Here is a 26,966-nt window from a genome sequence, read left to right on the forward strand (position 1 = left end):
TTTATTCACGCGCTGTAGCCTGTCTGAGGATGATTCTGAGTCTCTACGGTATCGAGGAGGATGAAAAGACACTGAGGAACCAGTGTGGAACTACAGAGCTTGGGACTTATGTTCAGAACATTGCAGCCTCGAGCATCGAGCCTCGAGCATCGAGCCTCGAGCATCGAACATCGAGCCTCGAGCATCGAGCCTCGAGCATCGAGTATCGAGCATCATTTTCATAAAAAGGGGGATGCTCAGGGTGAGGAGGTCAACAACGCCAATGCACACGCTGGCCAGGACCAGGTCGGAAATATGTGGTCTTAGAAATCCGGTGAATCTGATCAGGTTATTGAACGGCATCTATATAATGAGTGGCTGGGGTTCTGGGCGGAATGAATAACAAAGATGAGGCTTCATCAGTAATATCTACCCAATTGGGATCAAGCGAGGCGCCATTGGTTTCAAAATAGTCTGTGATCCTGGAATATTCTTCCAGGGGAACAGAATTTTCTTGCGTCAATGTGTCTCCTTTCAGGGAATCGTTGTTAGTTTCAGGAAAGTTTTTTTGTGGGATATCGACAAGCCCTTCCTGGTTGGCCATAGCATCATTGCTGGTTTCAGAAGAAATCTTTGATGTTTCTCCTTTTTCTTTACCCTCCATCTTAGCTGCAATCTCCTTTAGCATCTCTTTCAGCTTAGCTCTGGTTTTTTCTTCCATTTCTTCTCTCATTTTTATAGCTTCTTCTTTAGTTATTTGTCGAAGAGATTCAAAATCAAAATAAAAAAAATCATCTATTATTCCCTGTGAAACACTATCTTCCGCTCCCTCAAAAACAATCAAATCGGCCTTTACAATTTCAATTATCTCATCTTTACTTAAGTTCGCCACGTCCTTATTCTTAGATGCGGCTACAAGTTTAAGAATAACTACAAAATCCTGGGGGTCAACTATACCTTCTTCTTCAGCCATCAATCTCAATTTTTCTTCCTCTGTAATTGCTCCCCTAAAAAGGGTCTCATGGGCCTGAAGATATATTTCTTTATCTATTCCTGTAAGATTGCTATCTGCAACTTTTTTAACGTAATTCATCATTTTTAATTCTTTTCCTTTAGTAAGGTCACTGACCACTGAAAGCAACTCTTCTTTGCTAAGTTCAAAAGGGTGCTCTAAACCCATTTCTTTCGTTTTTTCTTCCCAAGCATCTGCAAGCTTGTTTAGACTAATATCAGCCATTCTCACTTCTATTGTTTCTCGCCAGATACTACCTTTATCCCTACCTTCTGCAGGCATACCTTCTACAGATAGACGAAGGAAGGCTGAAGCCAGTGTCTTGCTCGTATCTTCATCGAGGCCAGTAAACACTCCCCACAACTCTTCTACTTCTCTCACTGCTGATATAAGATCTTTTTTATCAATTATGTTAGAATGTGCGCTTTCTAATATATAATGAGCAATATTCTTTCCCCTTACAGAAAGAGTTACAGTACCAGAAGAGATGTCTGCTTCCTTTTCAGTATTCGTCTTTTCTTGATTGGACAACTTCTCGGTTTTGAGAACATCGGGTATATTTAAAGATGGTGATTGTATATCTAATCTTAGTTCCATTGTTCATCTCCTTCTCTAAGGTATTCAGAAGGCAAGCAGGAAATATCATCCCTTTACGTATATCGACATTTTTTAAAGAAAACTTTACTCCTTTTTTGCAACTGTTGCCTTTATATCTCTGCGCCTTTGCGAGAAATCCCCAAAATGCGACCTGTATGGTCAGAAATTAAGCTGGCTATAAACATCTCGCGCCCCGCTGAGGCTGAAAAGCTAACCCGCACGGGTTGCAAAATTTGTGGTTCATCGGGACGGTTCACAATCGATCATTTTGCTGTGAAACCTTGCGTCTTCGTATCTAAAAAGGAACACAGATTCCACAGATTACACAAGATTTCACAGATTGTCAGGAATTATTTTTTATCTGTGCAATCTGGGAAAATCGGTGTAATCTGTGTTCTCTAAATGAGGGCTGATAGACGCAAGCTATCACAGGAAGGTGAACCATCCCGTTCATCATATTATCGGGCCGTGGGCTCGACCCACTAATAGGTAAAATTCGCAAGAGAATCAACCTATCAGCGGGCTAAGCCTTCCGGCCAACTCTTAGTTGCTATACGACCTACCTAAGACAGCTTATCATGCAAGTAGCTGCCAATCGGATTCCTCGGCTTATAGTACCTCATGAGACGGTACCTATTCCAACCCATCAGGAATCTATACGACATACTTCTCACCCCCTCCCTTTTTTGGATTCAGCGCGCGCTCAAAAGTAAAAACCTTCACCCATCTCTCATTGATACTCACGCCGTCAAAGGAATATTACTCTTTCTAAATCAAAGTACTAACGGGTGAGTACCTAACCGTACAGGTCGAAATTTATTCGTGTGCAATCAGTATTCATTTGTGACTGAATAAAGACAAAAAAAGCCTAGGCATCTTTCGTCCTGCAGACGAAACACACCTGGGCTTTGCTTAGCCGATTTCCGTTTTTGTAATCTACGCCGCTGCGTTGGGGGGGGGGGGTATATTTTGTAACTCTATTATTTATCGTCTGTTTAGTCTCCATCGCCATCTCCTTCGTGAGGAATAATCCTCCTCACTATTCACCGCTTACATTATCTGACTTCCCCTCTTCTTCCTCCGCTAACCAAATCGGGAACTTATTATACAGTATATGCGCCATATTGTCAAGAAAAAATCGTATATCGACCACAAAAATGTTAGCGTTAATGTTTCTGCTTCTTCTGTTTTTTTAGATACATCCTGATCTCTTCAGCGGAAAGACCTTGCAGCCGCTTACCAGCGGAAACTCGCTGCAAGATCTCATCAGCAGTCAACAAATTTAAATGGTTCCATTAGTGAAAGACATAAATAAGTTGACATGTTTACTGTAAAATAACCCTTTAGGGCTACTTATAGCAAGGCTAAAGCCTTTATCCTATGTCTACTTATTTTAGCGTTCACTATAGCCGGGCCCGTTGTTCTGGATGAAGGAGAAGACAGTGATATAACAACAGACTCAGGATCAGGCTTCGGCGATATCCTTCTTCGTCAGGTTGTTTGGTCAACTGTCCCCATCCTTCATACGCAGCAATTCTTATTATGGCCAGCCAAGGGGGCGTGTTCCTCCAGATGAGGTGGTTTTCTATCTCGAAAATTGCAATTTCGTATGCGTAGATGAGGGCGTGTTCCTCCAGATGAGGTGGTTTTCGTAGCTGATTGAGTGGGAATAATGCATTGTTTCTGAATTGAAGTTTTTTTATTTCTCCTTGACATCTACCTCAATCATGTGTTAAAATTTATTCACGCGCTGTAGCCTGTCTGAGGATGATTCTGAGTCTCTACGGTATCGAGGAGGATGAAAAGACACTGAGGAACCAGTGTGGAACTACAGAGCTTGGGACTTATGTTCAGAACATTGCAGCCTCGAGCATCGAGCCTCGAGCATCGAGCCTCGAGCATCGAACATCGAGCCTCGAGCATCGAGCCTCGAGCATCGAGCCTCGAGCCTCGAGTATCGAGGATCGAGCATTGAGCATCGAGGATCGAGCATCGAGGATTATTTGGTGGCGGCGGGAGACCGCCCTATGTATATCTTCTCGATATTATGGAGGGCTCCTCCGTAAGCGGTGGGGTTGAGGTTGCCGAATTTGTTGCGGATAGCATAGATGGCCGGATCATTTACCGTATAAATCAAAGGTAACTGTTCAGCCACAATTTCCTGCCAGCGATGATACATCGCCTTTCGTTTTACATGGTCCATTTCAGAGACAGCCTGATTAAAGATGTCATCTATCTCCCGCTCCCAGCCGGTGAGCTTCTTTTCCCAGGTGGCCAGCTCTTTTTTGTAAACAGCCTCCTTTTCCTTCCATTCATTTACTTTCTTTTTATCCGCCTTTTCTTCATCACTCAGGGGCATTGGCTTCTGGGGTTTGGGGTTCCACATATGGAGGTGCCCGCTAGATTCCCAGACATTCTTTCCTCCATGCGGATCAACCTCTCCAGTTAAACCAATCAGGATCGCATCCCAGTCATAAATGGCATCAAGCCTGGTAACCAGATTATTGAAATCAATAGGGCTGAAGGTAACATCCATTCCCAATCGCTTTAAATCAGTCTGAATAATGGTTCCGATATCTTTTCTTACCGTGTTCTCAGCATTAGTAAGAAGGGTAAACTTTATGGGATTACCCAGTCTGTCCTCTTTAATTCCATTACCGTCTTGATCTTTATACCCGGCTTCGGACAGGATTCTGGCGGCCATATCAAGATCATAATCGTAAGTAGTCACCTTCGGATTAAAGAAGGCTACCGCCGCTTTGCTCATAGCCGCGGTTTGGGGGTAACCCAGGCTGTTAAAGATATTATTTATGATGGTCTCTTTGTCTAGGGCATAAGCGACCGCCTTTCTGAAGGTCAGATCAGTAAACCAATCTATCTTGGGAGACTTAACCCGATAAGGATTTTGATTAAAACAGATAAAGTTGGTCCCAAAGGCCGGACCACAATTATAGAGGGTAAAATTGCCTTCCTTTTCTTTACGCTTCAAGTGGGTATAGTCCTTTGACCTCACCCCGATAATATCCAGTTCACCAGACTCAAAATTGACTAACTCCACATCCTGATTTTCTACAATCTGGACGACTATTCGCTCCAGATAAGGAAGCCTGTTTCCCTCTTTATCCTTCTTCCAGTAATTGGGATTACGCTCGTAAACGAGGCGTTCATCCTGCCGAAATTCTACCATTCTAAATGGACCGGTGCCAATAAGTTTAGACGGATCAGTATCCACTCCCCAGGTGGAATTAAACCGTTTCTCCTCCACGGCCGGTCTTAGAACATGCTCTGGAAGGATAGCCTGTCCCAGATACCGGAGCAAAGGGACAAAGGGTTTGGGCAGCCTGAAGACCACCGTATAATCGTCTACCTTCTCTATCTTGAATTTCTGTCCATCGATAATGAATATATCTCGGGAAGAAGACGGGATGGACTCGTTAAAGATGAGATCATTATAAGTAAAGATAACATCATCAGCCGTGAAAGGCTCACCATCGAACCAGACCACATCATCCCTGAGATGAAAGGTCCAGACCAGACCGTTTTCGCTAAACTCCCAGGATTTGGCCAGGCGGGGAATAACTTCCGTGGTTACCCCATCGGTTTCGGTCAGACCCTCAAAGAGGTAACCAATCGCACTGGTGGTCGAAGTCTCTTTGGCGATAATGTCATTAAATGACTTGGGGCCGGAAATGGTAGAAAGAACCAGGGTGCCGCCATACAGACCCTTTGGTTTTACCTCCGGGACCTCCTTTTTTTCTCCGGCACAACCGATGGCCATCAGAATAGACAAAATCAATAGCCAGCCTGTGGTTAACTGTTTCATTTTGATATTACCTCACTTCCCCTCTCTGTTTTTAAGCCCTTCTGGTAACTATTCAACCCCTAAGGCACAAAGATTACAAATAATAGCCGTTCCGTGAGTTCTATTTCGGGCATACCAATAGGGTAGTTAGCGCCTCTCCCAAAACCGATAGCCGCGACCGTTAGGGAGCGGCTACAGGCTCTTGCCCTCTATCCATCGGTAGTTGTCCTCTATCGGCTTTCATCGCGCCGAGGTTTGGGGATAGGCTCTTAATATACCTAAATCTTAAAGTTATGTCAAGTGAAAAAAACGACCTGGTCAATCGGCTTTCTAAACCGCTAAAACGATGAGGAGGACTCTATGTGAAAAAAGCCGGGGGATGACTGAAAGTCATCCCCCGGCGCGCAGGCTAAGAGCCTATCCCACCTGCGCAAGCAGGAAATGCCCAATCAGCATACAACAAGGCTTCCCGGATGAACCATTATTGGCCAAAGAAGGCGGCAGAGGAGATTTTGGAGAAGATACAGGTGCAGGTGTAGGTATGTGTTTAGCAAGGTGTCGCATTTTATATTTGACAAAGGAGGATTTGTATAGTATAATCAATATAGTGAATAAAAAAAGACCTTTTTGTTCAGTATAATTATTTAAAATGATAAAAGATGTAGTCTTAGAACACAAATTAGAGAAAGAGAGGCTTCTTTTGAAGGATTATATCTTACGAGAGAAGCTTGATTTTGCTAAAAAATTTTTGGATTCCACCCTGATAAAGATAATCACCGGACCAAGGAGAGCGGGGAAATCTATATTTTCACTTCTGCTCCTTAAGGCTAAAAATTTTGCCTATATAAATTTTGATGATGAAGCCATTTTGAAGATAAAGGATTATGATGATCTCACAAAGTCAATCTTTGAGGTTTATCCTGAGACTGAGATTATTTTATTTGATGAGATTCAAAATCTACAAGAGTGGGAGCTATTTGTAAATAAACTTCAAAGAAGGGGGGTTAATCTAATCTTAACCGGCTCAAATGCCCGACTCCTAAATAAGGAGCTATCTACCCGCTTAACAGGAAGATATATCCCGATAGAACTCCTTCCCTTTGATTTCAAGGAGATTTTGCAGGCTAAAGGTTTTAATCTAAAAGAAGAAGATATTAATCTTGCCAGGACCAAGGCAAGGATTTTAAACTATCTGGAGGATTATCTTAAGAACGGTGGCTTCCCTGAGGTTGTAGTTACAAATTTAGAGCCAAAGATTTACCTTCAGACACTCTTTGATGCAACCCTTCTCAGAGATATAGTTAAAAGATATAATCTTAGATTCCCTCAAAAGATTTATGAATTAGCCCTCTATTTAGCAGATAATTTTTGTAATGAATTCAGTTTCACGAGATTAAAGAATCTCCTGGAGTTTAGAAGCACAAATACACTTCAGAACTATCTAAAATATCTTGAAGAAGCCTATCTATTTTTCTCTTTAAACAGATTCTCCTTCAAAATGAAGGAGATAATTAAAACCCCAAAGAAGATATATCTTGTTGACAATGGTTTTATTCTGTCAAAGGCATCTCTATTTTCACAGAATTTAGGTAGATTGATGGAGAATTTGGTCTTTATAGAGCTTTTAAGAAGGGAATTCCGATTAAACGAGAGCCTCTTTTATTATAAGACAAGAAACAACAGAGAGGTTGATTTTGTTATAAGGGAGGGGCTAAAGATTAAAGATCTAATCCAGGTATCTTATGAGATTAGTGATTTTAAGATAAAAGATAGGGAGATAAGATCATTAGTTGAAGCAAGTAAGGAATTAGATTGTAATGAGCTATTGGTGATTACCTGGGATTATGAGAATGAGGAAAGATTTAAAGAAAAGAGGATTAGATTTCTTCCTTTGTGGAAGTGGCTTTTGTATACAAAATGACAGTCAAGGAGGATGAGGGAAAATGAGACTGACGCTTGAAGAGATAAGCGAGTTATCTACCGAAAGCTCTTTTGAAAGGGGCCAGGAATACTTCCAGGAAGGTCGGGTTACTGACCTGAAACAATTTGGTGATATGATCACGGCTACTGTAGCTGGTACAAAGGATTATGAAGTAACAATCCATATAGATAAGGAGGATATTGAGGCTTCCTGCACCTGCCTTTATGATTGGGGATGTTATTGTAAGCATATTGCTGCCACTTTGATGGCGTTATCCGAGGACTACCCAAAGATTGAAGAAGAAGGAAAGAAGGAAAAGAGAAAGGCGGTATATCAGAGTCAAAAATTTCCTTGAGGCAGCTTCAATCTACCAGGCATTATCCGAGGTCATCTCTGAGAATAAGGATGAGATAAAAACCAGTGCCACGACCTTCTTTTATCCACATTTACAACCAAGGGGCCAGTTCGGCTCTAAATATTCATCTCATGGCTCAATACCTTAGAGAGAAAACCGGCCTGGATGTTGATATCCGAGGGAATCTTATTCCCACCCACGGCGACACCCAAAAATTAGTGGCTGAAGAGTTTGCTGGGGCAAAGATTGTTGACCCGCAGAAGAAGGGGCTAAATCCAGACCCGCTGTCGGCTGAGATTGAATATGAATCCAGGCTGCTTTCTGCTCAAAAGCCTTCCGGACTGCTTTATGATGGTTTCTGCGTGCAAGAGATATTTCGCAAGCTGATTCCTCAAATAGAACATAATCTAACCCATGCGCATATCATATTTACTTCCCGGCTCTTTGGGACTTATGAAGACAACCGTTACCATGCCAGGATAGCTGTCTTTGGCATTCCTTCTATTATTTCTACTACCGGAATAGTTGAGGCGCCGGCCAAACCAAGAGAGTTTTACTTAAAAAAGGAGCTGGGGCAGGATCTAGCCAGGCTCAAAGAGGAATTTAAGGGCAGATTTATTGACTATGATGACCCGAGGCTGACTGAGGTGATGAAGGGGTATGTGATGCAGGCCCTTTTCTATCATGCCTTCGGTAATCCTTTTTGTGACGACCCTGAGTGCAGGCTTTACAATGCTCATTGGCAAGAGGAAGTAATCAAAGCCCAGCTTGAGGCCGAATATGAATTCTGTCCCCTTCATGAGCAGGCTTTATGGGAGGCAGCCAATTGAATAGACAGGCACTTAACAAAGATGGTGGAGAGATCAAAGAGAGGCTCAGGTGCTGGGAGTTTTATGATTGTGATAAAATAGAATGCCCTGCTTACCAAAATAAAGACCTTCCTTGTTGGCTTGTCTCAGGAACCCATTGTCGGAATGAAATCCAGGGTAAGTTCTACGATAAGCTTGAAGAGTGCGTTAAGTGCAGGGTCTTTCTTTCAGAAATGGATGGGGAAGAAGGCAGACAGGTCGTAGAAAAGGTGGTTAGTTCCCTCCATTCAATGGTGGCCAAACTGGAGGAGGAAGAAGAGCATCTGAAGTTAGAGAATATTTATCTAAAGAAAAGACTATCTAAAGAATATGCGCCCGATCTGGTGGTGGGAGCCAATAAGCAAATGGAACAAATCTATAGTTTAATCACTAAAGTAGCCGTGACTGACTCGACCGTCCTGCTTACAGGTGAGACAGGTACGGGTAAAGGCCTCTTTGCCAGGGCCGTCCACTATCATTCACCAAGATCAAGCCAGCCCTTTGTGCCCGTAAACTGTAGCACCCTGAGCGAAAGCCTCCTTGAATCCGAATTGTTCGGCCATGTAAAAGGGGCATTTACCAGCGCTACTTCTGATAAACATGGTCTATTCGAGCTGGCCAATAAGGGCACCTTCTTCTTTGATGAAATAGGCGATATTTCTCTGGCCATTCAGGGCAAATTGCTTGAAGTCCTCCAGGATAAAACTACAAAAAGGGTAGGGGGAACAAAGCCTGTAAAGGTAGATGTGAGGATAATCGCCGCGACCAACAAGGATATTGAAGCCCACGTGAAAGAAGGCCGGTTTCGGGAAGACCTCTTTTATCGATTAAATGTCTTCCCCATCCATCTGCCGGCTTTAAGAGAACGCAAAGAAGATATCCCCGCCCTGGCGGAATATTTTTTAGAAAAATTTAACCGGGAAAGAAAGAAGGGCGCCAAAGGTATTCATAAGAAGGCATTAAAAAAGCTGATAGAATATGAATGGCCTGGCAATATCCGTGAATTTGAAAATGTTATTGAACGGGCGGTAATCTTAGCGGAGGAAGATCTTATCAGGCTTGAACACTTACCTATCTATATTAAAGGAAAAAGAGAAGGAACGGCCGCCGTTGAAGAGAAAGAAGTGATAAAAACCCTGGACGAATTAGAGAGAGAGCATATCTTAAGGGTGCTTAAGCTCACTTCCAACAAAAGGTCTGAAGTAGCTAAATTGTTGGGTATAGACCGAAAAACCCTTTATCGAAAGATAAAGGTATATAAGTTAGAAACAGCGGGGCATAATGTCCTACCTGTAGCATAATGCCTCAATTGGTTATATCTTAATCAGTGATTCAGACATAAGGATTAAGAATTAGGTTATGAATAGAAATAACAAGCTTTTGTAGAGGGCGCTTGTTTGGCAAGAGAATATTTATGTCGCCAATGATAGATACTGTAGGGGCAACCCCCTGGGGTTGCCCTTCAGACTGAGTGGTTACCTTCTGCCTTCATTACCCGGCGTAAAATCCGGTTTAGTTTTTCCGGTCTGTATGGCTTAGCGACCGTATCATAAAAACCGTAGTCTTTAAAGTCGGCCAGCACTGGATAGTCAGAGTAGCCGCTGGCTACAATCACTTTCACCTTGGGATCGATCTCGATCAGCTTGGAAATGGTCTCTTTCCCTCCCATCCCGCCAGGAACGACTAAATCTAAGATAACCGCATCAAAGGGCTGGTCGAATTCTTTGGCCTTTTGGTAGAGTTTAATGGCTTCATCTCCATCACAGGCTGTCTCTACATTATATCCAAAGGTCTCCAGGGCCTCCCTAATGATCTGTAAGATATCTTCTTCGTCGTCCATGAGAAGGATCTTTCCCTTTCCTTGGGCAGGCTCCTCGATCTCTTCCTCCTTTTCAATCACCGCCTCTTGGAAAGAGGCCGGGAGGAAGATGACAAAGCTTGTTCCCTTGCCAGGCTCAGACTCTACCTTAATCTCTCCATTATGTCTGATAATAATAGAATGGGCGATGGCCAGTCCCAGGCCACTTCTTTTCTCTTTGGTGGTAAAATAGGGGTCAAATATATGGGGCAGATATCCTTGCGAGATACCGGTTCCGTAGTCTCTTACCAGAATCTTTACATATTTGCCTTCTGCTAAAAGTGGTCTTTCTCCCAGTCTTATCTCTGTATTCTCTGCCCAAACCTCTATTCTACCGCCGGCCGGCTGGGCCTCTCTGGCGTTGACGATCAGATTGTTAAGGGCCTGAACAATCTGGGTTTGGTCACATTCGACCGGCCAGAGGTCGTGGGAGATAGATAAATAGCACCGAAGATTAGAACCTGCCAGGCCAAAACCAACCGAATCCGTAATGAGCCTCGAGATAAAAACAGTCTCCTTGATCGGCGCGCCGCCTCTGGAAAAAGTAAGCAGTTGGTGGGTCAGGTTTCTGGCTTTATCCGAAGCCTTTTCCGCTTGATCCAACCTCTTAAAGACCGCATCTCCAGGCCTTAGATCCATCTTGGCCAGGGCAATATTGCCCAGGATTACGGTCAGGATGTTATTAAAATCGTGGGCCAGACCTCCCGCCAGAACACCGATAGATTCGAGCCTTTGAATCTTCTCTCGCTGAAGCCTTTCTTCCATCTTCTTGCGCTCAGTAATGTCTCTGATAATCCCAATACTTCCGAGCAGCTTCTTATTCTTTTCTACGACAGGTCTGTCCCATTTCCCAAAAGAATGCAGCTCTGCCCAACAATAATCTGCTTCTTTATCTTTTAACCGGAGCCGCACCTCAAGGTTTTTAGTCATCCTCTCTACCGTCCGTCTCTCATCAAAAAACTTGGGGGAGTCTTCATCCCCGGTTATTCTTCCCTTGTATTTTGGTAAGGCCACCAAGTGGCTGACATTCTCAAAATCATCAGGATGGATTATCTCCTTGAAGTGTTTCCCCATGAGTTCTTCCGGATTATAGCCTAATTGCCTGACGGCATTATTTAGAAAGGTAAATCTTCCTTCGGCCTCAACCTCATACACTATATCCGGGATTGTTTGAATAAAGGTTCTGTATCTTTCTTCCATCCCCCTACTCCCTCAACCGGCTTCTTCTCTAAAGACGTTAACCCGGTTGCGTCCCTCTTGTTTGGCTTGATATAAGGCCTTATCGGCTCTTTCAAAAAGTTCTTTTTTGGATGGGGCAGGAAAGGCCGATACGCCTAAGCTGGCTGACAAAGGGATTGTTTTATCATTAATGGCATAAGGATGTTTAGCTATGGCCTCTCTAATCCTTTCGGCCACCTGAGCGGCTTCCTCTTTAATCGTTTCCGGGAGGATGGCCCCAAATTCATCTCCCCCAAAGCGGGCTAAATAGTCTACCGCTCTTATTTGCCGACCGACAATATCGGCGATGGTTTTGATCAGCCGATTTCCTTCTTCATGGCCGTAGCGGTCGTTTATCTCTTTTAAGTAATCGAAGTCTAACATAATAAAGGAAAGGGCGCGGTTGAATTTCCTGGCCCGTTCAAATTCGGCCTCTAATAGACGGTCAAAATAGCGGAAATTGTAAGTCCCAGTCAGCTCATCCCTTTCCGCTTGCTTCTTGGTCTCGGCAAAAAGCCTGGCCCGGTCGGTGGCTACTCCGGTTTGACTGGCAATAATGGCTATTAACCTCCGATCCAGGGCCGTATATTGATTTCTCTCTAAATGCTCGATATCTAAAAGTCCAGTGATTACCCCCTTTTCTTTTATCGGGGCAGTAATGAAGGACTTCATTTCTTCCTGGGTAACGGATCCCAAGACCTCGTATTCACTTTCTTTAATGGAAAACTTGATCTTCCTTTTCTCATCAGGATGAAATTTTTGCCAGGCGCTATTGAGTCGTTCCTCTACGCCTCTTCGACAGTTTATATCCAGGGGACAGGTTTCCTTTATCTTTCCTATAAGCCGGCCTTCGTCCTCCAGAACATAGGCCCCAAGGTGATAGTCAAAATAAGGCCTCATCTTTTCCATTACTATTTCTAAAATCCCCTCTGGTGCTTTCATCGGGGCAATCTCTTTGATCGTCTCATAGAGAAGTTTAAGCTCACGGGCCTCGGCTCTTATCTGGCCCAATTCCTCTTTCTCCTGCCGAAGTCTGTCTAAGCTTTCGGCATAGATCTGTCTGGTTTCCTCATCCGGAGCCTCTTCGTATTGTTTTTCCGTCTCAGTGATTTCATCCTCCAGGCCAAAGAGCCTGGAGGCTCGCTTGGCCTCCTCTTCCCAGCCTTTTATTTCATCTGTTTGTTCTTTGAGTCTGGCCTCTTTTTGCTTCAATTCGTCTCCCAGTTTAGCCTTCTCCTCAATAAACCGGATTTGGTCTGTATCTCTTTGTCTTTCAAGCAATTGCATTTCTTTAATCTTTTCTTCCAGCCTTTGTCTCTCCTCCTGGATTTTATTCTGATATTCAGCGATTTCCTGGGCCATCCTTTCTGTTTCTTCCCGGGCCTTCTGTCTCAATACCTCTGTTTCCGTCCTTACCCTTTCTTCTACCTCTTCGGCGTATTTGGCCCTTAAGGCAGCCGCCTCTTGTTCTATTTTAGCCCTTTCCGTTTGAATTTGAGCTTTCAGACCCCTCATTTCTTCCTGAAGCACGGCCAATTGGACGGACTTCTCTTCCGCCTTTTGCCTTTCTTCATCAGCGGCCGCCGCTAATCTTTCCATCTCGGCCTTTAACCCGGCCAATTCTTCTGCCCGGACGGCGGCCTGCTTTTGCTCAGCCCAGGCCACCGCCTTAGCCTCTTCTAATTCCGCCACCCTTTTAGCTACTTCAGCCGCTTTCTCTTCCTGGGCCCGGCAATATTCCACCATCCCCTCTACGGCTGATCCAATGTAACCGGTCACCTTAGCCAAAGAACTTATATCATTTTCATTAAAGGCCCTTCGGGTAGCCTCATTGTTGATATTCAAGGCCCCCACCACCTTATCCCTTATTTTAAGAGGAGATATCATCAGGGATTTGGTGTAGTACTTCTTCTTACTCCTTTTGATCCCAAAACGGGGGTCTTTCTCAATATCTTCCACCAGAAGGGGGGCGCCTGTTTTAATCACATGTCCTACAATCCCCTCACCATATTTTAACCTGGTGCGTTTAATAATTTCATCTTCCAGCCCCACCGCGGCTTTAATAGTAATATCGCCTGTTTCTTCATCCATGACCATTAGGGAACAGATCCTGGAATTCATGGCCCTGGTAGCTAAATCGACTACCAGGGCATAGAATTGCTCCGGCGCCAGATCAATGAGCAGGTCTCTGTTGAGCTTGAAGATGTCATAAAACTGCCTGGTGGCATCAATTTCAACATTTTCTTCCGTCAGCCTTTCTCCAGCGATAATAAGGTCTATGGAAGCCTGGGCCAAAAGACTGACTAATTCCGCCTCTTTCCTTAGCTTAGCCAGAGAAGCCGCCGGAGCGCCCTCAATGGCCGCTAAAAATTCCTCTTCCTTAAGCTCTAACTCCCTGGCCGTCTTTTGATAGACTTCCCTCTCCTGTTCCGATTCGATTACCTGACAGCAGCCGATAACCCCCAGCATCTCTTTATCCACCATAATGGGACTGTTAAAAGTAAGAAAACCAGCCGGACATGGACCGATGGCCACTTTTCTCTCTTCTTTGATCCTCTGCAAGGCGGCCAGAAAGGTCTCTTCACATTGTTTGCTTCCCTTGGCCCTTTCTTTGATCATCTTACAGTAAGGATGATCTTCCTTCTCCCGGTAGATAAAGTCTCCCCTTTCATCACCTACCCAACAGTAAACCGAACCCAGCTTGTGAAGAAGTATCTCCCGGATGGTCCTCTGCCACATAGTGCTGTCCACAAAATCCTTCAGGTGTCTTTTTATCTTTATATCCATGTTCTCACTATTTTCTTCAGTAACTATTCAGGTGGATAGGCTGAAGGCTTTTAGAAATAAATACGGAGGGCATATTATTGGACTTCAGCCTTCAGTCTTCAGCCTATCTACCTGAGTAGATACAGCTTGCCTTAGATAACGGGCGAGGGTTTTAGCGGGATGTTTCGAAGCATTGCCCTAGAGGTTAAAGAAAAATCAGCTTTTCCGTCTTGGTTAGTATCCACCTCGATCTCGACCTTTATCTGGCGAATGTTAATGAGGCTCGTCGGCGGTGAAGGAAGGGTGTCGCCCTTAATATCAAGGTAGGTAAGGCTGAAACCAAGAATGTTGTCGGCAATGGTAGCATTAATGGTAGTTCCTCCCAGGCTCGGGTCCAATTGGTCAACTCTCTGAATATGCCCGGTAGGATCTAATGGATCAGGCTTTTCAAAAGAGTATGTGATGGTATGGGTATCGGGGAGAGCAGTATCAGAGGGATTATCATCAACCAATTTTTCGAATACGATGGAACTTGTCTCGGCTTTAAGAATGTTACGTAATCTCCTTAGTTCGGGAATGATCCCCGGGTTTTTGACCTCTCTATGAATATCCCCATTCAGAGCCAGCCTGGCCTTCTGGACCGCATAGGCCTTACTCTCTCCACTTACCCAAGACTTAAGCTCGAAACTAAAAAAAGCCGCTATACTCAAGACTATAATCGCCAGGATAACCGCCGTGATAATAACTTCTATCATCGTAAAGCCGGGCTCTCTTCTCATCGCCATTTTCTCCTTGTATTAGTCCTCAGGGCAATCACCCCAAATTTTATCGACCTGTATGGTTAGCTTAACCTTACTCACATCTTTTAAAAACCACGAAGCACACGAAGCACACGAAGAATTATAGAACAAATCTTTTAATCCCATTTACCTTACCCTTAAATTACTTTCTTCGTGAACTTCGTGTTCTTTGTGGTTTATTTTTGCTTTTCCCTACCTAATCATACAGGTCGAATTTTATTTTTAGCTTTTAGGCGGGTCATTACTTTCGCTCGACAATAACCGCCACTGTGCATGAATAGGTATCATCTTCACCTACTATGGTAAAGGAATCCGACCCAGCACCATGGACTATCTTATACCAGAAATCAGGATCGTTTTCAAGCCGCCATTCGGCCCTATCAGCCCCTCCCTCAGCCACGGGTAAAGTATGCACTAGCTTTTCATCGAACTCTGTCCTCTTTAACTCAGAGGTGAACAGAAAGGTATAACCCAGGGCCAGAATGGCCAGGATGGCTATACTCACCACCACCACGATTAAAACCATTCCCTTTTCACTATTTGACTTAGTCATACTTCCACTCCTTAAAAATTAAGATAGGTAACGGCTTGTCTTTCTCTATCTACGTTATCTTCCTGCCAGTCTATCTTTACCTCTACTTTCAAATAATCCCTTGAGTCCGGGATATTGGCGGGCGCTATAGTATCAGTCTCGTCATTCCAATAGTTGACAAAGATGGTCATAGTGGCCGGATTATCTATGGGGACTGTCACGTTGTAATCGATGTCAGGCACTCCTATTTGCCAATTATTATTAGGATCCACAAACCATTTCCCCCCCCTACCTCTAAGTTCCTCCATTTCTTCTTCGATCATATGGGTAGCTCTCAGGGCTGTTTTGGTTCTGACGGTCAGGATGCTTCCATGCCGGAACAAGGCGGCCACGGCCAAGACCACTAACATCAAGATAGCTACCGCTATCACACTCCCAATCAATCCAATACCTTTTTCCGCCTTCCAGTGGTGAGCCATCTTAATCCAACCCCCGAATCCAATTAATAAACCTTGCCGGAACCCCTTTTTGTTCATACCAACGGTCCGGGATAAAGTATTCCGGCTGAAACACACTTACTTTCCCCTCAATTATTACTGTCCTTTCTGCCTTACCATAAATGCCGATGGAGGTAATGGTTGCCCTCATCGACACAAAGGGATCAACTACGTAAGGCTCTTTGTCTCTTACAAAGTATAAGGCGTTGCCGGCCAGATCAAACCCCCGCTCATCTTCGCCTACTTCATTAATTGGCGGTGGTGGGTTAATGTATTCTCCATTACCAAAGGGTGCTTCCCAAGAACCCCACTTGTTTGTATTATTATTCCATTTTCTGGTATACCAATAGAGATCATAATTTTCTGGGCCTTTTCGATTAGAGGCGAAAAAGAGATATTTTCCGTCAGGAGAAATTGATACGTCCTCCTCGTTATAGTCTGTATTAATTTTATAGTTTGGATTAATTGGCTCCGGCACTAACGCCGGGGTTCCCCAGGTATCGGCAATTGAATTCCGACGTGTAACCCAGATGTTCCTATCCTCATCCTTCCCTTTCTTTGGCTGATTGAAAGGGTTACTCCGGTCCCTATCAGAGGCAAAAAAGAGTTCCAGGCCATCAGTCGATATCCCCGCATCATTATCCTCAACGTCGTTGTGGGCGTAAACATTTAATTCACTCAGTTGTCTGGGTGGCCCCCATTTGGCTTTAGTGGCATCCCACTCACTTTGCCAGAGTCTCTTTTTGTGGCTAACGGGTGGGGATGACCGTTTGGATTCCCAGATAAGGATGGTGCCATCCCCATTCATAGTAGGGGAAAAGTCCGGGCTATCTGTGTTTATATCTCCAGTAACACATATATCATTCAAATTGGTCCCGCTATCCCAGGGATCATCTTTCGAGGTTCTGGTGAACATCCATAGATCCCAGTTCCTCTTTGGTTGATAACCCTTACAATCATTAAGCCCAATAACCATTTTGGTCTGATCGTCTGTTACCGCCATTTTCCCAACTCCGTGACAATTGGCGCTGCCATGATGCGTAAAATCTATAATTTCTTCAATCCTCCTCGGCTCTTCCCAGACTATCTCCATCCCTGAGGCGCCTCCCGGCAAGACCACCAGCAGCAGCCCCCAAAAGACTAAACATTCAGCCCACTTTTTCTTCATAATGATCTACCTCCTTAATCTTATTTTAGCCCCTCACCAATATCTTCCTACGTAATCTTCAAACAGCCTGCTTACCTCTTCCGGATTTACACGGTCATCTCTCTCTTCAATTACATCCGCCAACTTTTGCTTAAACTCTTCTTCCTCGGTCTCAGTCATACCCCGGTCAGGATACCTTTGTCTAAGTTCACTGGCCTCCTGGCTGATCTCCTCCAATCTCTTTTCAAACCGCTCTTTCCTCCTTTTGGCGATTTCCCCTATTTTAAAAGGTATCTCGACATATTTCCTCATCAACCTGTCTTTCTCTTGTTCGGAAAAAGAAGAACCAGGCCCTCTCAGGATATCTTCCAGTCTCTCCCTGAGCCGCCTGAATCCGGCTTCCTTCCGGTACGGGCTAATATCCCTTTGTCCCAATTTCTCGGCTTCCTGGGCCAGCTCTTCCATCTCCTCCTTCATCGCCGAAACGGCCCGGGATGATCTTTCTCCTTGCCACCCCTCTTTCCTCGCGACATCCTCTTCTCTCCCGGTCTCTATGGTAGAGTCTCCGCTGGCCGATGAAGGGGGAGGCATTTCCTCTCTGGCGCAACTCAGGGTCAAAAGTAGAATTAGTAACCATAAGCCGGTGGTCTTTTTTCTCTTTCTGGAAAACACGAATTAATCGCGAATCGCGGATCGCGAATTGCGAATTAAAAAATAGATTCGCGATTCGCAATTCGAGATTCGCGATTCGATATGAATGCTTCCTACATTTTCTTCATAACTTTATATTCTGAGAAATGTTAAATAAAGCGTCTTCTTCCTTTCTACTCCGCCAGGTGCTTGTCTATGAATGATCCTTTGGCATATTCCAAGGAATCCAGATCGAGCCACCTGACGACATTATCAGGCAGATAATTCAGGAAGAATTCCTTCGCCGTGTCCCGGCGAGTAAAGACCTCTTTGAAAAAACGGTTACAAAAATAGATTCGCGATTCGCAATTCGAGATTCGCGATCCGATATGAATGCTTCCGGCATTTTCTTCATAACTTTGACGGGAAACATGTTTCATTATAGCATATTCATTTAAAACTGTCAAGAAGGTTTCCCACCTTTCCCGCCACATAGAACCAAAAAAATTGTTCGGTTTATTAATTTTTTCTCTTGACAGGGGATGGCAATTATGATAAATTAGCCTTCGTATGTGAGGTCTAAAAGGAGGAGGACTATCCTGCTATGCGGGAGATGATTATTATTGCTTGCACTGGATGCAAGAGGAGAAATTATACCACGACGAAAAATAAAAAAAAGCATAGTGAGAAGTTAGAGCTGAAGAAGTTTTGTAGATTCTGTCAAGCCCACGTTCTCCATCGGGAAACAAAGTAAATTTGTATCTTCTCAATAAAAGAGATAAAGATAACTCCATCTCAAATCTCTATCTCTATCTGACCTTGAGAGGAATAAATTTCCTGCCGTCGTAGGCCAGTAGCTCTAACGGCTAGAGCACCGGACTCCAAATCCGGGTGTTGCGGGTTCGAATCCTGCCTGGCCTGCTTACTCTTAAGCAAGGTGATATGTGTTGGGGATAATAGGAAAGGGGATATTTATGTCTCTGAAATACTCGATACTCGATACTCGATGCTCGATACTCGATGTTCGATACTGGATATTGGATCCTTTACTAGCCTCGAGCATCGAGGATCGAGCATCGAGCATCGAGGATCGAGGATCGAGCATCGAGGATCGAGCATCGAGCATCGAGGATCGAGGATCGAGGATCGAGGATCGAGCATCGAGGATCGAGGATCGAGCATCGAGCATCCAGCCTAATGGCAAAGAGAGAAGAAATGAAAGAAAAGATAGATAGGTTAAAGAAGTTTTTAAAGGAAGTCTGGTTGGAAGTAACCCCTTCTCATGGCAAGGTGGCCTGGCCTTCTCGAAAAATGATCGTGGGGTCAACTACTGTTGTCTTTATTGCCGTGGCGATCATCAGTGTTTATATCGGTCTGGTAGATGTCATTCTATCCAAGACCATAAATTTTATTATTAGCAGGTGAGACGATGGTCATCGTTTCGGCCATTTTTCGCAAGCCTCTGGTAGCCGGGTGTTGGGTGGTCTAGTAGGCGGAAGAGCAGGCCACCAAAGACCCGGTGGCCAGAGGGCTTTGCGTAAATGGCCGAAACGATAATCAAAGCCGCCGGTGATAATCTAAGGATGGAAAAGTCGTGGTATGTGGTTCATACCTATTCAGGGTATGAGAATAAGGTTAAAAACAATCTGGAACGCCGCTTGAAAACGATGGGGCTGGCCGATAAAATTGAAGATATTCTTATCCCCACGGAAGAAGTTGAAGAAAAAAAAGGGGGCAAGAAAAGGATTACCACCAAGAAATTCTTTCCCGGGTATATCCTGGTCAAAATGGTTATGACAGACGATGCCTGGTATATTGTCCGTCATACGCCTGGTGTCTTTGGTTTTATTGGCCAACAGAATAAACCGGTGCCTCTCAAGGAAGAGGATGTTAAAAATATCCTGCATCAGATTGATTTAGGTGAAACCCGAGTGGGAGCTAAGGTGGCCTTTGAAGAGGGTGAAAGTATTAAAGTGGTGGAAGGGCCTTTTACCAATTTTGTGGGGGAAGTGAAAGAGATCAATCTCAAGCAGAACAAGGTAAAGGTAATGATGAACATCCTGGGTCGTCTCACGCCGGTGGAGCTGGAGTTTGGGCAGGTGGAGAAATTATAATTTATTGGTAACTACTCAGCCTCTATATAGTAGCCTTACCTAGCGAAACCACAACATATTGTGTTTAGGTGTTTAAAAGTTAGCTAAAATTCCTAAAAAACGGCTTTCTATGCAACCTATAAAAGGAGACGAACCACAATATATTGTGTTCTGTAAGCTTCAAAATCAATATGTGGTGGCTGAGTAGTTACATTTATTGTAACCGTTCATCACATGATGCTTGATCCTCGATGCTCGATGCTCGATCCTCGATGCTGGTAAAGGATCCAGTATCCAGGATCGAGCATCGAGCATCGAGCATCGAGCATCGAGGTTGTGTCTTTGTGGCTTAGTGGCTGAACGGTTACTAATTATTAATGATAACTGATCTTAAGGAGTAATCATGGCTAAGAAGAAAGTAGTTAAAGAGATTAAGCTTCAGATTCCGGCGGGAAGGGCTAATCCGGCACCTCCGGTTGGTCCGGCGCTGGGACAGGAGGGGGTAAATATCATGGAATTCTGCCGGGCCTTTAATGAACGCACCTCGAAACAAGAAGGTATGATTATCCCCGCCGTTATCAGTATCTATGAAGACAGGTCTTTTACCTTTGAATTAAAGACCCCGCCTGCCGCCGTTCTCTTAAAAAAGGCCGCGGCGGTTGAAAAGGGTTCTTCCGACCCCAATCGAAATAAGGTGGGTAAAGTGCCCCGCTCAGAGGTAGAGAAGATTGCCAAAATAAAGATGCCAGATCTTAATGCCATTAACCTTGAGGGGGCTATGCAGCAAGTCATGGGAACGGCCAGGTCAATGGGGATTGAGGTGGAAGGGTAGAGGGTTTAAGGAGATTCTGATCTATGCCCTTATTTATTGTGGCAGTAGCCTTTCTTTGTTTATTAGGAGCGTCTCCTACCTGGGCTGAGGAGAAATTTTACCTGAATTCTATCGAATATCTTCAGGCTGAACCAGAAGGCGATAAACTGGGTCAGCTCTTTCAAGGTATTGAGCTGGAAAAGCTAAGCGAAAAAGGAGATTGGGCGGAAGTTCGTCTAACCGGCTGGCTTAAAACCAGTTGGCTATCTACCCAGTCGCCCCAGACCAGAAAATATAAACCGCCTTTAGAGATTATAAATCTTGAGGACCGTTTTTCAGATTATGGTGATTATATTCATATCTTAGGGGAAGTGAAGAATCAGGGACCCCAGGACTATAAGTTTTTGCTGGTGACGGTTACTTTTTACGATCAAGACAAAAAGATAGTGGATACCACCACTACACTTATCTCCTCTTTGAAGAAAGGAGAGGTAAGACCCTTCAAGACTATATCTAAGAATCACGAAACAATAAAGATTTATAAGGCGAAGGTGGAACCGGTTAATTAACTATTAGGGCGATGTTCATCCTTTTGGCCATTTGTCGAATCGCTAATCTTGAATTGCGAATCGCCAATCTATCTTTGTAACCGTTCAGCACATGATGCTGGATGCTCGATGCTCGATCTTCGATGCTGGTAAAGGATTCAGTATCCAGGATCGAGCATCCAGCATCGAGGATCGAGGATCGAGTTTGTGCCTTAGGGGCTGAACGCTTACCTAAGTCTTTTAATTCGCAATTCGCGATCCGCGATTCGCGATTAATCCGTAAGCGGCCCCAACGATGAACAAGGCCACAATATTGTTAATGGTTAAGGAGGCAAGATGGCTAAGAAAGGAAAAAGGCTTAAAGAGACAGAAAAGTTGGTGGAACGGGGGAAATTGTACGAGCTTAAGGAGGCCATCTCCTTAGCTAAAGAAACAGCCAGCGTTAAATTTGACGAGACAGTTGAATTGGCCGCCAAATTGGGGGTAGAGACAAAACACGCTGATCAACAAGTTAGAAGCACGGTTATTCTCCCTTCCGGAACAGGCAAGCAAGTCCGAGTGGTGGTCTTTACCAAAGGAGAAAAGGTGAACGAGGCGCTTTCAGCCGGGGCCATTGAAGCCGGCGCAGAAGACTTAATCGAACGGGTGCAAGGGGGATGGCTTGATTTTGATGTGGCGGTGGCTACGCCCGATATGATGCGGGATGTATCCAAGCTGGGCAAGATCTTAGGGCCAAGGGGGCTTATGCCTAATCCCAAGGCCGGCACGGTCACCTTTGAAGTAAAGCAGGCTATTGAGGAAATAAAAAAGGGTAAAATTGAATTCAGGGCCGATCGTTATGGCATCGTTCATGCCCCCGTTGGCAAAGTATCTTTCTCTCTGGAACAACTCTATGCCAACTTAAAGGCGGTGGTGCAGGCCATTATCTCATCTAAGCCGGCCGGCGCCAAAGGGCAATATTTAAGAAGTCTGCATCTGTCAACCACTATGGGGCCAGGGATAAAACTCGATCTCCTCTCCGCCAGGAAAGCGATGGAAGAATAACCTTAATGAGGTAAGAGATATGAGAGCGGCTATTATTCAAAAACAAGAAAAGGTTAATAAATTAAAGGAACAGCTAAGTAAGAGTTCCGGCTTTATCCTGACTGATCATCGAGGGTTAACTGTCCGGGAAATTACTGAACTCAGGCGGCGGTTACGGGAAACCAAGACGGAATATCATATCATAAAAAACACCCTCCTTCAGAGGGCCTTGGAGGGAGGTAAGTTGGCATCCCTACGCCAGAGCTTGGAAGGGCCGACGGCGGTGGTCTTTAGTTCTGATCCGAACTTAGCCGCCGCTAAGGTCTTGTTAAGTTTTGCCAAAGAATTTGAAAAACCGGCTATCAAGGCGGGGGCTATTGCCAACTATGTCTTGACGGCGGAAGAGGTCAAGGCGGTAGCTAATCTGCCCTCCAGAGAGGTTCTCATAGCCAGGGTGATAGGAGGTATTCAGGCCCCCTTAAGTGGGTTAGTTAACTGTTTAGCCGGTCCGATCAGGGGATTAATTACGGTTTTGAAGGCAGCCAGCCAAAAAACAGGCAAGGAAAGTGGATAAATTATAAATGAGGAGGTAAGACAAGATGTCTGTAGCCACAAGAGAAGAGATAGTAGAAGCGGTCTCTAATTTATCGGTGTTAGAACTTTCAGAGTTGGTTAAAGACCTGGAGGTGAAATTTGGGGTTTCAGCCGCTATACCGATGGCTGTAGCCGGTGGTCCTATGCCTGGCGCCGCCGCCGAAGCCCCGGCTGTAGAGGAAAAAACAGAGTTTGATGTTATCCTGGTTTCGGTAGGGAGTCAGAAGATTCCTGTGGTCAAGGAAATCAGGGATATTACTGCCCTAGGCTTGAAAGAGGCCAAGGCCTTGGCTGATGAAGCGCCTAAACCTATCAAAGAAAAGGTTAGCAAGGAAGAGGCGGCAGAGATTAAGGCAAAATTGGAGGCAGTAGGCGCGACTATAGAGATAAAGTAACAGGGGGCAGAAGACCATCTGACTTCGGAGGAGAGATTCTATGAGTCTGGAAATGCTCAATGGGCGAATAAGTTTTGGGAAGACCGAGGAAATCGTACCTATTCCTGATTTGACAGCGATCCAACGTAAGTCTTATGAAGACTTTCTTCAGCGAGAGGTTCCACCGGAAAAGCGAGCCAATCAAGGATTAGAACAGGTATTTCGTGAAGTTTTTCCGATCGTCTCCTTTAATGAAAAGTTAGTCCTGGAATATGTCAGTTACAGCCTAGGGGAACCTAAATACGAGGAAGAAGAGTGTCGGGAAAGAGATGCTACCTATGCAGCTCCCTTGAAGGTAAAAATAAGGCTTATTTGCAAGGACACTATGGAGGTTCGGGAACAGGATGTTTATATGCGTGAAATACCCCTTATGACCTCGCGGGGGACCTTTATTATTAATGGAGCTGAAAGGGTGATTGTCAGTCAGCTTCATCGTTCACCTGGCATTTTCTATGCCTATGATGAGCCGACCCGGACCTATTCCGCCAGATTTATTCCTTATTGGGGCACCTGGGTTGAATTGGAGATTGATCCTAACAATCTCATCCTGGTGCGGCTGGCCAGAAAGAGAAAATTATTAGCCACCACTCTCTTGCGAGCCATTGGGTATCCGACTAACAAGGAAATCCTGGAATTGTTTTATCCTACCTCGAAGGAAGAAACGGCTTCAGATCGTATTATCGGTCTTAGGGTAGCTGAAGACGTAATCGATCCGGCGAGCGGAAAAATTATACTCGCCTGTAATCAAAAGATCAAACCGGACATCCTGGTCAGGATAAGGGAGGCGGGCATAGAAGCCGTATCCATCCTGGATATTGATGCCGTAAGTGATGATGTTTCTATCTTAAACACCCTTGACCGGGATGATACTCATTCCAAAGAAGAGGCCCTCCTGAAGATTTATAGTGTTACTCGACCAGGGGAGCCGACTATCTTAGAGAATGCCACCGTGGCTTTCAACCGGTTATTTTCTGATCCGGTCAGGTATAATCTTGGTCAGGTAGGGAGGTATAAGATTAACAAGACCCTGGGCCTTGATGTTTCTCAGGATGAAGGAACTCTAACCAAAGAAGATATAGTCGCGGCCATAAAGCGTCTCATTCGGCTTCATATTGAACACGGCGAGGCGGATGATATTGACCATCTGGGCAATCGAAGGGTCCGTTCCGTAGGGGAACTACTTCAAAATCATCTTCGAGTAGGCTTTGCCAGGTTGGAGAGAGGGGTTCAGGAACGAATGACCATCCAGGACCCGGAGACGATGATCCCCCAAACAGTGATTAATATCAAACCTGTTACGGCCGCCATAAACGAATTTTTTGGTTCTTCACAACTCTCTCAGTTTATGGATCAAACCAATCCGCTGGCTGAATTGACTCATAAACGCCGATTATCCGCCCTGGGGCAGGGTGGTCTTTCTAAAGAGCGGGCCGGATTTGAGGTCAGAGATGTGCACCATACTCACTATGGAAGGATATGTCCTATTGAGACCCCTGAAGGACCTAATATCGGCCTTATTGTTTCCCTTTCTACTTACGCTCAGGTAGATAAGTATGGTTTTATCGAGATACCTTATCGGAAGGTAGTGGAGGGGAAAATAACCAATGAAATTGAGTATTTACGTGCCGACGACGAAGAGAGGGTTTATATCAGCCAGGCTTCTACCTCTGCCGATGCTGAAGGAAGGCTGACAGAAAGCCTTATCTCGGTCAGGCACGGAGATAATTACCCCCTCGTGCCTCCGGAAGAGGTAAACTATATGGATGTATCTTTTAAACAGTTGGTTAGTGTCTCTACAGCTTTGATTCCCTTTTTGGAACATGATGATGCCAACCGGGCCTTAATGGGCTCTAATATGCAGCGTCAGGCCGTCCCCCTCCTGAAAGCTGAGCCGCCACTGGTAGGGACAGGCATAGAAGGTAAGGTGGCCTCTGACTCAGGGACGGTAGTCATTTCTGATGTGGAAGGGGTGGTAAGCCATGTCACCGGTGATGAAATCCAGATAAAGACCACCGCCGGAGAGACCAGGGAGTTTAGGTTGCGAAAATTTAAACGCTCTAACCAGGGGACCTGTATCAACCAGGTGCCCATAGTCAAAAAAGGGGATCAGGTAAAAATAGGCCAGGTCCTGACCGAGGGAACCGCTACGGCCGCAGGTGAATTGGCCCTGGGCCGTAATATTCTGGTGGCCTTTATGCCCTGGGAAGGATATAACTTTGAAGATGCTATCCTTATCTCGGAAAGACTGGTTCGGGAAGACGTTTTTAGTTCTATCCATATTGAACGTTTTGAAGTTGAAGCCAGGGATACTCAACTTGGACCGGAGTCTATTACCAGAGATATACCTAATTTAGGCGAAGAGGCCCTCAAAGAGTTGGATGAATCAGGTATAGTTAGAATCGGGGCGCATGTGCGGCCGGGTGATATCCTGGTGGGTAAGGTTACCCCCAAGGGGGAAACTGATCTATCTCCCGAATATAAACTCCTTCATTCGATCTTTGGTGAAAAGGCCCGTGAGGTGAGAGATACCTCTCTCAGGGTCCCTTATGGTAAAGACGGGATAGTAATTGATGTTAAGGTCTTTTCTCAGGAGGCCAGAGATGAGTTGTCCTCGGGCGTGGAAAAAATGGTGCAGGTCTATGTGGCCAAAAAGAGGAAGATATCGGTAGGGGATAAGATTGCCGGCCGGCACGGAAATAAAGGGGTTATTTCCAAGATACTATCCGATGAAGATATGCCTTTTATAGCTGATGGGACCCCCATAGACATGGTCTTAAATCCACTTTCCGTGCCTTCCAGAATGAATTTGGGACAGATTATGGAAACGCATCTGGGGTGGGCCGGCTTTAAACTTGGTCAAAAATACGCCTCGCCTATTTTTGACGGGGCCACCGAGGATGAGATTAAGGCAGCGTTAAAAGAGGCCTCCTTGCCCGAAGATGGAAAGGTAAGCCTTTACGATGGTCGGACCGGCGAGAAGTTTGATCAAAAGGTGACCGTAGGGTATATCTATATTATGAAATTGGCCCATTTAGTAGAAGATAAGATTCACGCCCGTTCTACAGGTCCTTATTCTTTGGTTACCCAACAACCCCTGGGTGGCAAGGCCCAATTTGGCGGTCAGAGATTGGGGGAAATGGAGGTTTGGGCCCTGGAAGCTTATGGCGCCGCGTATACCTTACAGGAGCTTTTGACCGTAAAAAGTGATGATATTATTGGCCGGGCCAAGGTTTATGAGGCCATTATTAAAGGAAAGAATGCCCGTTCCCCGGGAATTCCTGAATCCTTTAATGTTCTGGCCCATGAACTCAGAGGCTTGGCCCTGGATATTGAAGTTATGGATAAACAGGGTAAACCAGTAGATACGAAAAAACTGGACGAGATGCGGCGATTCTTTGATGAACCCAAAATAACCCCCCCAGAGAGAATCCTGGGTAAAAGGGAAGAAAAACCGGAACCAACCGTAACTGAGGTCTTTGCTAAGAGGGGGTAAATGTCAAT

The 26,966-nt window shown here is 44.9% G+C and carries 26 protein-coding genes, 1 tRNA gene and 1 pseudogene; 15 read left to right on the forward strand and 13 right to left on the reverse strand.

The window, feature by feature from the left end; genetic code table 11:
* Nucleotides 1-29 precede the first annotated feature (29 nt).
* A pseudogene (locus AB1797_00310) lies at nucleotides 30-74 on the forward strand (hypothetical protein).
* 16 nt (nucleotides 75-90) lie between these two features.
* On the opposite strand, the gene AB1797_00315 reads toward AB1797_00310, so the two are convergent.
* From AB1797_00315 to AB1797_00330, 4 genes are all read right to left on the reverse strand, one after another.
* The gene (locus AB1797_00315) at nucleotides 91-342 is read right to left on the reverse strand and encodes a hypothetical protein (GenBank protein MEW5766057.1); all 252 of its coding nucleotides are present in this window, start codon (nucleotides 340-342) and stop codon (nucleotides 91-93) included.
* Nucleotides 329-1,588: a hypothetical protein gene (locus AB1797_00320; protein ID MEW5766058.1), complete on the reverse strand. Its 1,260-nt coding sequence runs from the start codon at nucleotides 1,586-1,588 to the stop codon at nucleotides 329-331. Before AB1797_00320 ends, AB1797_00315 begins: the two co-directional genes overlap by 14 nt.
* Before the next feature lie 1,850 nt (nucleotides 1,589-3,438).
* Complete coding sequence (locus AB1797_00325) at nucleotides 3,439-3,567, reverse strand: hypothetical protein (GenBank protein MEW5766059.1); 129 nt, start codon at nucleotides 3,565-3,567, stop codon at nucleotides 3,439-3,441.
* A 20-nt stretch (nucleotides 3,568-3,587) separates the two neighbouring features.
* Nucleotides 3,588-5,411 carry an ABC transporter substrate-binding protein gene (locus tag AB1797_00330; protein ID MEW5766060.1) on the reverse strand — a complete coding sequence of 608 codons (1,824 nt, stop codon included), beginning with the start codon at nucleotides 5,409-5,411 and terminating at the stop codon, nucleotides 3,588-3,590.
* A 628-nt stretch (nucleotides 5,412-6,039) separates the two neighbouring features.
* Between AB1797_00330 and AB1797_00335 the strand changes: the two genes are divergently transcribed.
* The 4 genes from AB1797_00335 (at nucleotide 6,040) to AB1797_00350 (ending at nucleotide 9,815) form a co-directional block, all read left to right on the forward strand.
* Nucleotides 6,040-7,311: an ATP-binding protein gene (locus tag AB1797_00335; protein ID MEW5766061.1), complete on the forward strand. Its 1,272-nt coding sequence runs from the start codon at nucleotides 6,040-6,042 to the stop codon at nucleotides 7,309-7,311.
* A gap of 22 nt (nucleotides 7,312-7,333) precedes the next feature.
* Nucleotides 7,334-7,666: a hypothetical protein gene (locus AB1797_00340; protein MEW5766062.1), complete on the forward strand. Its 333-nt coding sequence runs from the start codon at nucleotides 7,334-7,336 to the stop codon at nucleotides 7,664-7,666.
* A gap of 65 nt (nucleotides 7,667-7,731) precedes the next feature.
* Nucleotides 7,732-8,496, forward strand: a complete 765-nt coding sequence (locus AB1797_00345) for a DUF6775 family putative metallopeptidase (GenBank protein ID MEW5766063.1) — start codon at nucleotides 7,732-7,734, stop codon at nucleotides 8,494-8,496.
* Nucleotides 8,493-9,815 carry a sigma-54 dependent transcriptional regulator gene (locus tag AB1797_00350; protein MEW5766064.1) on the forward strand — a complete coding sequence of 441 codons (1,323 nt, stop codon included), beginning with the start codon at nucleotides 8,493-8,495 and terminating at the stop codon, nucleotides 9,813-9,815. Before AB1797_00345 ends, AB1797_00350 begins: the two co-directional genes overlap by 4 nt.
* Before the next feature lie 161 nt (nucleotides 9,816-9,976).
* On the opposite strand, the gene AB1797_00355 is transcribed toward AB1797_00350, so the two are convergent.
* From AB1797_00355 to AB1797_00390, 8 genes are all read right to left on the reverse strand, one after another.
* Nucleotides 9,977-11,572, reverse strand: coding sequence for an ATP-binding protein (locus AB1797_00355; protein MEW5766065.1), 1,596 nt, complete (start codon nucleotides 11,570-11,572; stop codon nucleotides 9,977-9,979).
* Nucleotides 11,573-11,584: 12 nt separating this feature from the next.
* Nucleotides 11,585-14,377 (reverse strand): diguanylate cyclase, encoded by a 2,793-nt coding sequence (locus AB1797_00360; protein ID MEW5766066.1) that lies wholly within the window; start codon nucleotides 14,375-14,377, stop codon nucleotides 11,585-11,587.
* A 131-nt stretch (nucleotides 14,378-14,508) separates the two neighbouring features.
* Complete coding sequence (locus AB1797_00365) at nucleotides 14,509-15,135, reverse strand: prepilin-type N-terminal cleavage/methylation domain-containing protein (GenBank protein ID MEW5766067.1); 627 nt, start codon at nucleotides 15,133-15,135, stop codon at nucleotides 14,509-14,511.
* Nucleotides 15,136-15,397: 262 nt separating this feature from the next.
* A complete protein-coding gene (locus AB1797_00370; GenBank protein MEW5766068.1) occupies nucleotides 15,398-15,709 on the reverse strand; it encodes a hypothetical protein in 312 nt (103 codons plus the stop codon).
* An 11-nt stretch (nucleotides 15,710-15,720) separates the two neighbouring features.
* On the reverse strand, nucleotides 15,721-16,167 hold the full coding sequence (locus AB1797_00375; protein MEW5766069.1) for a hypothetical protein: 447 nt from the start codon (nucleotides 16,165-16,167) through the stop codon (nucleotides 15,721-15,723).
* Nucleotide 16,168: 1 nt separating this feature from the next.
* Nucleotides 16,169-17,353 carry a hypothetical protein gene (locus AB1797_00380; protein ID MEW5766070.1) on the reverse strand — a complete coding sequence of 395 codons (1,185 nt, stop codon included), beginning with the start codon at nucleotides 17,351-17,353 and terminating at the stop codon, nucleotides 16,169-16,171.
* Between the two features lie 33 nt (nucleotides 17,354-17,386).
* The gene (locus AB1797_00385) at nucleotides 17,387-18,004 is read right to left on the reverse strand and encodes a hypothetical protein (protein MEW5766071.1); all 618 of its coding nucleotides are present in this window, start codon (nucleotides 18,002-18,004) and stop codon (nucleotides 17,387-17,389) included.
* A gap of 152 nt (nucleotides 18,005-18,156) precedes the next feature.
* Nucleotides 18,157-18,402 (reverse strand): Rpn family recombination-promoting nuclease/putative transposase, encoded by a 246-nt coding sequence (locus tag AB1797_00390; GenBank protein MEW5766072.1) that lies wholly within the window; start codon nucleotides 18,400-18,402, stop codon nucleotides 18,157-18,159.
* A gap of 164 nt (nucleotides 18,403-18,566) precedes the next feature.
* Between AB1797_00390 and rpmG the strand changes: the two genes are divergently transcribed.
* Both rpmG and AB1797_00400 read left to right on the forward strand, forming a co-directional pair.
* Entirely contained in the window at nucleotides 18,567-18,716 is a 150-nt protein-coding gene (gene rpmG / locus AB1797_00395) for a 50S ribosomal protein L33 (GenBank protein MEW5766073.1), read from the forward strand.
* A 93-nt stretch (nucleotides 18,717-18,809) separates the two neighbouring features.
* Nucleotides 18,810-18,883: transfer RNA gene (locus AB1797_00400), tRNA-Trp, on the forward strand.
* A gap of 7 nt (nucleotides 18,884-18,890) precedes the next feature.
* Here the strand turns inward: AB1797_00400 and AB1797_00405 are convergent.
* Nucleotides 18,891-19,088: a hypothetical protein gene (locus AB1797_00405; GenBank protein MEW5766074.1), complete on the reverse strand. Its 198-nt coding sequence runs from the start codon at nucleotides 19,086-19,088 to the stop codon at nucleotides 18,891-18,893.
* A gap of 89 nt (nucleotides 19,089-19,177) precedes the next feature.
* Between AB1797_00405 and secE the strand changes: the two genes are divergently transcribed.
* The 8 genes from secE (at nucleotide 19,178) to rpoB (ending at nucleotide 26,958) form a co-directional block, all read left to right on the forward strand.
* Entirely contained in the window at nucleotides 19,178-19,387 is a 210-nt protein-coding gene (gene secE / locus AB1797_00410) for a preprotein translocase subunit SecE (protein MEW5766075.1), read from the forward strand.
* Between the two features lie 116 nt (nucleotides 19,388-19,503).
* Nucleotides 19,504-20,076, forward strand: coding sequence for a transcription termination/antitermination protein NusG (nusG, locus tag AB1797_00415; GenBank protein ID MEW5766076.1), 573 nt, complete (start codon nucleotides 19,504-19,506; stop codon nucleotides 20,074-20,076).
* A gap of 382 nt (nucleotides 20,077-20,458) precedes the next feature.
* Complete coding sequence (gene rplK, locus AB1797_00420) at nucleotides 20,459-20,887, forward strand: 50S ribosomal protein L11 (GenBank protein ID MEW5766077.1); 429 nt, start codon at nucleotides 20,459-20,461, stop codon at nucleotides 20,885-20,887.
* Between the two features lie 23 nt (nucleotides 20,888-20,910).
* The gene (locus AB1797_00425) at nucleotides 20,911-21,435 is read left to right on the forward strand and encodes an FxLYD domain-containing protein (protein MEW5766078.1); all 525 of its coding nucleotides are present in this window, start codon (nucleotides 20,911-20,913) and stop codon (nucleotides 21,433-21,435) included.
* Nucleotides 21,436-21,750: 315 nt separating this feature from the next.
* The gene (gene rplA, locus AB1797_00430; GenBank protein ID MEW5766079.1) at nucleotides 21,751-22,458 is read left to right on the forward strand and encodes a 50S ribosomal protein L1; all 708 of its coding nucleotides are present in this window, start codon (nucleotides 21,751-21,753) and stop codon (nucleotides 22,456-22,458) included.
* Between the two features lie 19 nt (nucleotides 22,459-22,477).
* Nucleotides 22,478-23,011, forward strand: a complete 534-nt coding sequence (gene rplJ / locus AB1797_00435; protein MEW5766080.1) for a 50S ribosomal protein L10 — start codon at nucleotides 22,478-22,480, stop codon at nucleotides 23,009-23,011.
* 25 nt (nucleotides 23,012-23,036) lie between these two features.
* Nucleotides 23,037-23,426: a 50S ribosomal protein L7/L12 gene (gene rplL, locus AB1797_00440; GenBank protein MEW5766081.1), complete on the forward strand. Its 390-nt coding sequence runs from the start codon at nucleotides 23,037-23,039 to the stop codon at nucleotides 23,424-23,426.
* A 40-nt stretch (nucleotides 23,427-23,466) separates the two neighbouring features.
* Nucleotides 23,467-26,958 carry a DNA-directed RNA polymerase subunit beta gene (gene rpoB / locus AB1797_00445; protein MEW5766082.1) on the forward strand — a complete coding sequence of 1,164 codons (3,492 nt, stop codon included), beginning with the start codon at nucleotides 23,467-23,469 and terminating at the stop codon, nucleotides 26,956-26,958.
* Nucleotides 26,959-26,966 lie beyond the last annotated feature (8 nt).

It is taken from the genome of bacterium (assembly GCA_040753085.1).
Classification (GTDB): Bacteria; UBA9089; JASEGY01; order JASEGY01; family JASEGY01; genus JASEGY01.

Bases quoted from the DNA above. Each gene is read 5' to 3' on its own strand.
- secE (MEW5766075.1), top strand. From the start codon at position 19,178: ATGAAAGAAAAGATAGATAGGTTAAAGAAGTTTTTAAAGGAAGTCTGG.
- AB1797_00315 (MEW5766057.1), bottom strand. From the start codon at position 342: ATGCCGTTCAATAACCTGATCAGATTCACCGGATTTCTAAGACCACAT.
- nusG (MEW5766076.1), top strand. From the start codon at position 19,504: ATGGCCGAAACGATAATCAAAGCCGCCGGTGATAATCTAAGGATGGAA.
- AB1797_00425 (MEW5766078.1), top strand. From the start codon at position 20,911: ATGCCCTTATTTATTGTGGCAGTAGCCTTTCTTTGTTTATTAGGAGCG.
- rplK (MEW5766077.1), top strand. From the start codon at position 20,459: ATGGCTAAGAAGAAAGTAGTTAAAGAGATTAAGCTTCAGATTCCGGCG.
- rpmG (MEW5766073.1), top strand. From the start codon at position 18,567: ATGCGGGAGATGATTATTATTGCTTGCACTGGATGCAAGAGGAGAAAT.
- AB1797_00375 (MEW5766069.1), bottom strand. From the start codon at position 16,167: ATGGCTCACCACTGGAAGGCGGAAAAAGGTATTGGATTGATTGGGAGT.
- AB1797_00325 (MEW5766059.1), bottom strand. From the start codon at position 3,567: ATGCTCAATGCTCGATCCTCGATACTCGAGGCTCGAGGCTCGATGCTC.
- AB1797_00340 (MEW5766062.1), top strand. From the start codon at position 7,334: ATGAGACTGACGCTTGAAGAGATAAGCGAGTTATCTACCGAAAGCTCT.
- AB1797_00330 (MEW5766060.1), bottom strand. From the start codon at position 5,411: ATGAAACAGTTAACCACAGGCTGGCTATTGATTTTGTCTATTCTGATG.
- AB1797_00380 (MEW5766070.1), bottom strand. From the start codon at position 17,353: ATGAAGAAAAAGTGGGCTGAATGTTTAGTCTTTTGGGGGCTGCTGCTG.
- AB1797_00390 (MEW5766072.1), bottom strand. From the start codon at position 18,402: ATGAAACATGTTTCCCGTCAAAGTTATGAAGAAAATGCCGGAAGCATT.
- AB1797_00355 (MEW5766065.1), bottom strand. From the start codon at position 11,572: ATGGAAGAAAGATACAGAACCTTTATTCAAACAATCCCGGATATAGTG.
- rplA (MEW5766079.1), top strand. From the start codon at position 21,751: ATGGCTAAGAAAGGAAAAAGGCTTAAAGAGACAGAAAAGTTGGTGGAA.
- AB1797_00335 (MEW5766061.1), top strand. From the start codon at position 6,040: ATGATAAAAGATGTAGTCTTAGAACACAAATTAGAGAAAGAGAGGCTT.
- rplJ (MEW5766080.1), top strand. From the start codon at position 22,478: ATGAGAGCGGCTATTATTCAAAAACAAGAAAAGGTTAATAAATTAAAG.
- AB1797_00365 (MEW5766067.1), bottom strand. From the start codon at position 15,135: ATGAGAAGAGAGCCCGGCTTTACGATGATAGAAGTTATTATCACGGCG.
- AB1797_00405 (MEW5766074.1), bottom strand. From the start codon at position 19,088: ATGCTCGATGCTCGATCCTCGATGCTCGATCCTCGATCCTCGATGCTC.
- AB1797_00370 (MEW5766068.1), bottom strand. From the start codon at position 15,709: ATGACTAAGTCAAATAGTGAAAAGGGAATGGTTTTAATCGTGGTGGTG.
- rpoB (MEW5766082.1), top strand. From the start codon at position 23,467: ATGAGTCTGGAAATGCTCAATGGGCGAATAAGTTTTGGGAAGACCGAG.
- AB1797_00320 (MEW5766058.1), bottom strand. From the start codon at position 1,588: ATGGAACTAAGATTAGATATACAATCACCATCTTTAAATATACCCGAT.
- AB1797_00360 (MEW5766066.1), bottom strand. From the start codon at position 14,377: ATGGATATAAAGATAAAAAGACACCTGAAGGATTTTGTGGACAGCACT.
- rplL (MEW5766081.1), top strand. From the start codon at position 23,037: ATGTCTGTAGCCACAAGAGAAGAGATAGTAGAAGCGGTCTCTAATTTA.